Genomic DNA, 353 nt, shown 5'->3' with positions numbered 1-353 from the left:
CGCAACGAGCGCAACCCTTTTCCTTATTTGCCAGCGGGTAATGCCGGGAACTTTAAGGATACTGCCAGTGACAAACTGGAGGAAGGCGGGGACGACGTCAAGTCATCATGGCCCTTACGGCCAGGGCTACACACGTGCTACAATGGTCGGTACAAAGGGTTGCTACCTCGCGAGAGGATGCTAATCTCAAAAAGCCGATCGTAGTCCGGATCGCAGTCTGCAACTCGACTGCGTGAAGTCGGAATCGCTAGTAATCGCGGATCAGAATGCCGCGGTGAATACGTTCCCGGGCCTTGTACACACCGCCCGTCACACCATGGGAGTTTGTTGCACCAGAAGTAGGTAGTCTAACC

General features: G+C 54.7%; 1 rRNA gene. It reads left to right on the top strand.

Features of this window, described 5'->3' with window-relative positions:
- Positions 1 to 353: ribosomal RNA gene (locus tag BK820_RS15000) — 16S ribosomal RNA — on the top strand; the annotation flags it as partial.

The organism is Acinetobacter sp. LCT-H3 (genome assembly GCF_001866125.1).
Lineage (GTDB): Bacteria > Pseudomonadota > Gammaproteobacteria > Pseudomonadales > Moraxellaceae > Acinetobacter > Acinetobacter schindleri.
Note: the sequence above shows the minus strand (reverse complement) of the source record. Positions and strands in the feature narration are given on the sequence as shown.